This window comes from Aquabacterium sp. (assembly GCF_030652515.1).
Classification (GTDB): Bacteria; Pseudomonadota; Gammaproteobacteria; order Burkholderiales; family Burkholderiaceae_C; genus Aquabacterium.
In genome coordinates, this window is the sequence record NZ_JAUSAR010000068.1 from 1 (window position 1) to 5,165 (window position 5,165).

Sequence of the window (5,165 nt, forward strand, 5' to 3'; positions counted from 1 at the left end):
CCGAGGCTCGCGACGAAGCTGGAGCGCTATTCGCGAAGCTCGCTACCGACCCGGCTGAGACGACCGTCGCCCTCAGAATGCAGGCGGTCGCAGCTGCTATCGCCAACTTCACGAAGAATCAGAGGTGGGAGGCAGGAAGATCATTGCTTGCAGCCGTTCGATCGAGCTCACTGTCCGCTACGGCCCTTGACGCTTACGGCGCGAGGATTGAGCTAGAGGCGGGCGACCGTGAAATGGCCATCGAATTGGCCAGTAGGGCGAGGGACTCAATTGAGAGTGCGACGGATCATGCGGATGTGAGGCTTACCGCTCTTATGCTGGCGGACCTCGGCATGGACAGGGACGCCTTGCCCCTATGGCAAAGGTTAGCGGCGCCGAAGCATATGGGTTTCGACACACGCCAACTAGTCAATTGCACGCTTCGCCTTCGCGAGCACGGAGTATTCTTGGGTATTTGCGAGGAACTCAGATCAAGCGGCGTGCATGACAGGCAGTTAGTTCTGATGGAGGCTGGAGTTCGCGTAGACTATGACATCGAAGGGGCGATCAAGCTGCTACGGGATTACCTGGAGCTTGGTGAGTTTTCGGCAATGATGCGTGAAGTCGCCTGACGACAACTGGTAACGTCATTCTTCGGCGCGGTGTGCGAGCAAGGAGGAATGACGATGGGCAGCAAGATCGGTCGTGGCGTTGACATCGCAGAAGTACGAGCGCGCTTCGAGCATTGGAGGGGCAACCGTTCGGGAAAGGCGCGAATTCCGGACGAGTTGTGGGCTGTCGCGCTGGAGATCGCCCGGCGAGAAGGGGTGAACCGTACCGCGCAGGAGTTACACCTGGATGGCGGTAAGCTGAAGCGCCTCATGTTGGCTACCGATTCCGGCGCGAGTGAAGTCCCGCGCCAGCCGAGATTTGTGGAGCTGATTGCGCCTGCCTGCGCACAGCCCGATGAATATGTGGTCGAGTTCGAGTGCTCTGGCAGGAGTAAGATGCGAATCCAGTGGAAGTCCACCACTTCGCCCGACTGGACGAGTCTGTTGCGCGCCTGGCGGGATTCAGAGAGATGATTCAGATCACCGCCCAGATGCGCGTGCTGGTGGCCATCGAACCCGTCGATGGAAGAAAGGGCATTGATTCCTTAGCACGGCTCTGCCAGGAGAGACTGGCCGAGGATCCGTTTTCCGGGTGCGTGTTCGTGTTTCGGAGCCGCAGCGGTACAGCGATCCGACTCCTCACCTACGACGGCCAGGGGTACTGGCTGGCGCAGAAGCGCCTCTCACGTGGGCGGTTCGTGTGGTGGCCGGAATCCACCGGACCAGGTAAGTCGCTGGAAGCATACGAGGCACAACTGCTGCTGGCGGCCGGTGACATTTCACGAGTACGGGCCGCGCCGATGTGGCGGCGGGTCAGTGCGCTGAAATAGGCTTTGCGAGAATAATCTCGTTACCCCCTTGCGTTCCAAGGAGAACGGATTCATACTGCTGATCAATGGTCGAGTTCAGGTATCGCGGCCGCGAGATCACTCAGGAAGACATCCACTCTATCCGCGCACTGATCGAGCGGCACCCGAACGAAAGCCGCCGCACGCTATCGACCAAACTATGTGAGGCCTGGCAGTGGCGCCAGGCCAATGGTGCGTTGCGCGACATGGTGTGCCGTGGCATGCTGCTGATGCTGGAGCGGGCCGGCCAGATCACATTGCCGCCGGTGAGCTACGTGCGGCATAATCCGTTGGCCAAGCGAGCCAGGCCGGAGCCGGCACAGATCGAGACCACACTCGTGGAAGACCGGTTGCGTGATCTCCAGCCGCTGGAGTTCACGCAGGTCCGGCGCACCGCCCAAGAGCCATTGTTCAATGGCTTGATGGAGGAACATCACTATCTCGGCTACGAGCAACCGGTGGGCGAACACCTGAAGTATCTGGTGTGGGCGCAGGGCCGTCCGGTCGCCTGCCTGGCATGGTCGTCGGCTCCGCGGCACCTGGGCAGTCGCGACCGCTACATCGGCTGGAGTGCCGAAGCGCGCCGTCGCAATATTGGCTTTATCGCCTACAACACACGCTTCCTGATCCTGCCGTGGGTCCGAGTCGAGCACTTGGCGTCGCATATCCTGGGCCGAATGGCGGTGCGGATCTCCGAGGACTGGCAGCGGATGTACGGGCATCCGATTTACTTCCTGGAGACGTTTGTGGACCCCGGGCGATTCCGCGGCACGTGCTACCGGGCGGCGAACTGGATTGTGCTGGGCAAGACGACGGGCCGGGGAAAGGCATCCAATAGCTACGTGCCGAACCGGTCGATCAAAGAGGTTCTCGGCTATCCATTGACGAAGCGCTTTCGCCAAAGGCTGGGCCAGTAGATGAAACCGGCGATCAAGCGCATCGACGTGAAGATGGAAGAGTTGCAGCAGGCGCTGGCGCGCTCGCGGCAAGCGCCGTTGGAGGACCCAGACTATCGGAAGCTGGAAGCGGCGGTCAATACGCTGGACTACCTGACGGAGTTGGTTGCCGACAAGGACACCACGATCCGGCATCTGCGCCAACTGCTGCTGGGCTCGAGCACGGAAAAGACAAAGGATGTATTGCAGAAGGCCGGCATGGAGCCCACCGGCGGAGTGACGGAAAAGACACCGGACAATGGTGAGAAGCAATCCCCAGGCGATCCGCAGCCGGGACACGGGCGCAATGGAGCCGAGGCATTTCGGGGCGCGAAGAAAGTCGCCATTGCGCACCAGCAGTTGAAGCACGGGGATCGCTGCCCTGACTGCGAGCGAGGCAACGTATACGGGCAGAAAGAACCGAAAGTGCTGGTGCGGATTGTGGGACAGGCGCCGCTGGCGGCCACCGTTTACTCGCTCGAGCGGTTGCGCTGCGGCGCGTGCGGGCAGGTCTTTACGGCACAAGAGCCGGAAGGAGTGGGTCCGGAAAAGTACGACGAGACGGCGGCGGCAATGATCGCACAGCTCAAGTACGGCAGCGGGACCCCATTCTACCGGTTGGAACAGCTCGAAGGTCAGCTCGGAATTCCGCTGCCGGCAGCGACACAGTGGGAGATCGTGGAGGAAGCCGCGGAGGTAATCAGACCGGCGCGGGATGAGCTGATCCGGCAGGCGGCGCAGGGCGAGGTAGTCCACAATGACGACACCGGAATGAGGGTGCTGCGGCTGGCGCGCGAGCCGTCCGATGAACGCAAGGGTGTGTTCACCAGCGGCATCGTGTCCACCGGTCAGGGCTGGAAGATCGCGCTGTACTTCACCGGACGCCAGCATGCCGGTGAGAACATCGCCGACGTGTTGAAGCATCGGGCCGAGCAGTCGAGCCCGCCCATTCAGATGTGTGACGCGCTGTCGCGCAACATGCCGAAGCTGCCGGCGGGAGCAGAGATTTTGCTGGCAAAGTGCCTGGCCCACGGAAGAAGACAGTTCGTGGAAGTGGCGGCGAGCTTTCCCGAGCAATGCCGCTACGTGCTGGAGATGCTGGGCCAGGTGTATGGCCACGATGCGGCGGCGCGCGAGCGCGGCCTGACACCGGAGGAGCGGCTACGGTTGCATCAGGAGCACAGCGGTCCGGTGATGGAGCAACTGCACGGGTGGCTGGAAGCGCAGTTTGCTGAGCGCAAGACGGAGCCGAACTCCGGACTGGGGAAGGCCATCACCTATTTGCTGCGCCACTGGAAGGGACTGACCGCGTTTCTACGAGAGGTGGGCGCACCGCTGGATAACAATCTCTGCGAACGCGCCTTGAAGCGGGCCGTGCTGCATCGCAAGAACGCACTGTTTTACCGGACTCTGAATGGAGCCCAGGTAGGCGATCTGTACATGAGCCTGATCCACACCTGCCAGCTATGCGGCGCCAACTCCTTCGACTACCTGGTCCAGCTTCAGAGGCACGCTCAGGAACTGGCGGCCCAACCCACTGAATGGATGCCGTGGAACTACCGCCAGACGCTCGATCGCGCCGGAGTATGATGAATCCCACGTGGCCGGAAATGATAGTCTTCGGCCATGCGGGAGGGGTACTCCGAAATGGCCGCCAAACAAGAATATGAGAACGTAAAATCGCCCAGGGTTTTTGGCCAGACACGGAAGCAGATGAAAATGTTTCGCGCTGGTCTCTACGCCCGCGTTTCCACCCACGACCAGCAGACCATCCCGCTGCAGATCCGTGCCCTGCGTGAGTACGCCGTCCGGCGGGGCTGGACGATCGCTTTGCAGGTGAAGGATGTCGGCTCGGGAGCAGCGCCGCGAGAACTTCGCGAGGAACTACTGAACGCCGCGCGGCGCCGTGAAATCGATGTCGTTGTGGTGTGGCGGCTTGACCGATGGGGCAGGTCCGTGACTGATCTGCTGGCGACGCTGCAGGAACTCGAGCATCTCGGCGTGAGCTTCGTCTCGCTGACCGAGGCCCTGGACCTGACCACGCCGGCCGGACGAGCCATGGCCGGTCTCCTCGCCGTATTCGCGGAATTCGAAAGAGAGATATTGCGGGAGCGGGTCCGCGCTGGCTTGGCCAATGCCCGTCAGAACGGCAAGAAACTGGGCAGGCCGCGAACAGCGGCGCTCCACGCAGACCAGGTCGCCAAGCTACATCGTGCCGGCGTCAGCAAATCCGAGATCGCCCGCCGGTTGCAAATCGGACGCACCTCGGTTCGCCGGATTCTAGCGACCTATTTCAACCGGAAATAGGAGCAATCGGACTCTTACGCAGCCTTGCCGGAAGGACACGATGCAACATCTTCCACGGCGAAAAAACACCCTCGGACCACAACGACGACCGCATCGCCAACGCAGCAACACCAGTACTCCAAGCAATCCTCCAGGCACTCATGGAAGCGGAGCACGATACGAGAAATGGCAACATGCCGCTGCGACCACCGACAAACAGAACATGCTGAGGCTGCGATTCCAAGCACACTGCAGCCACAAACGTTACCGTGTGCATGATCGAAGCAGCGGGGACGAGCTCGAACACACCAAGATCAAGAGAAAACTGGCGAGTGGAGTCTTGCGGAGTCACACCTCAAAATCCGAAGTGCAGTGATTGCACCTAACGCGCTGATAAGGAAGGGGTTGTTGGAGCGGGAGACCGGACTCGAACCGGCGACGTTCAGCTTGGGAAGCCGCCCGGAAAGCGTTTCGAGGCGTCACTTCCCGTTTCGATGACGGCACAA

At 61.1% G+C, this 5,165-nt stretch carries 6 protein-coding genes; all 6 read left to right on the forward strand.

Features of this window, described 5'->3' with window-relative positions:
• Positions 1-611, forward strand: a 611-nt coding sequence (locus tag Q7V20_RS08655; protein ID WP_304789301.1) for a hypothetical protein, incomplete at its 5' end; no start/stop codon positions are given.
• Between the two features lie 54 nt (positions 612-665).
• Entirely contained in the window at positions 666-1,064 is a 399-nt protein-coding gene (locus Q7V20_RS08660; RefSeq protein WP_304789303.1) for a hypothetical protein, read from the forward strand.
• Positions 1,061-1,420 carry an IS66 family insertion sequence element accessory protein TnpB gene (gene tnpB / locus Q7V20_RS08665; RefSeq protein WP_304789306.1) on the forward strand — a complete coding sequence of 120 codons (360 nt, stop codon included), beginning with the start codon at positions 1,061-1,063 and terminating at the stop codon, positions 1,418-1,420. The genes Q7V20_RS08660 and tnpB overlap by 4 nt, the downstream gene beginning before the upstream one ends.
• Before the next feature lie 65 nt (positions 1,421-1,485).
• Entirely contained in the window at positions 1,486-2,355 is an 870-nt protein-coding gene (locus Q7V20_RS08670; protein ID WP_304789308.1) for a DUF4338 domain-containing protein, read from the forward strand.
• On the forward strand, positions 2,356-3,963 hold the full coding sequence (locus Q7V20_RS08675) for an IS66 family transposase (RefSeq protein WP_304789310.1): 1,608 nt from the start codon (positions 2,356-2,358) through the stop codon (positions 3,961-3,963).
• A 57-nt stretch (positions 3,964-4,020) separates the two neighbouring features.
• Entirely contained in the window at positions 4,021-4,680 is a 660-nt protein-coding gene (locus Q7V20_RS08680) for a recombinase family protein (RefSeq protein WP_304789313.1), read from the forward strand.
• The last annotated feature ends 485 nt before the right edge of the window (positions 4,681-5,165 follow it).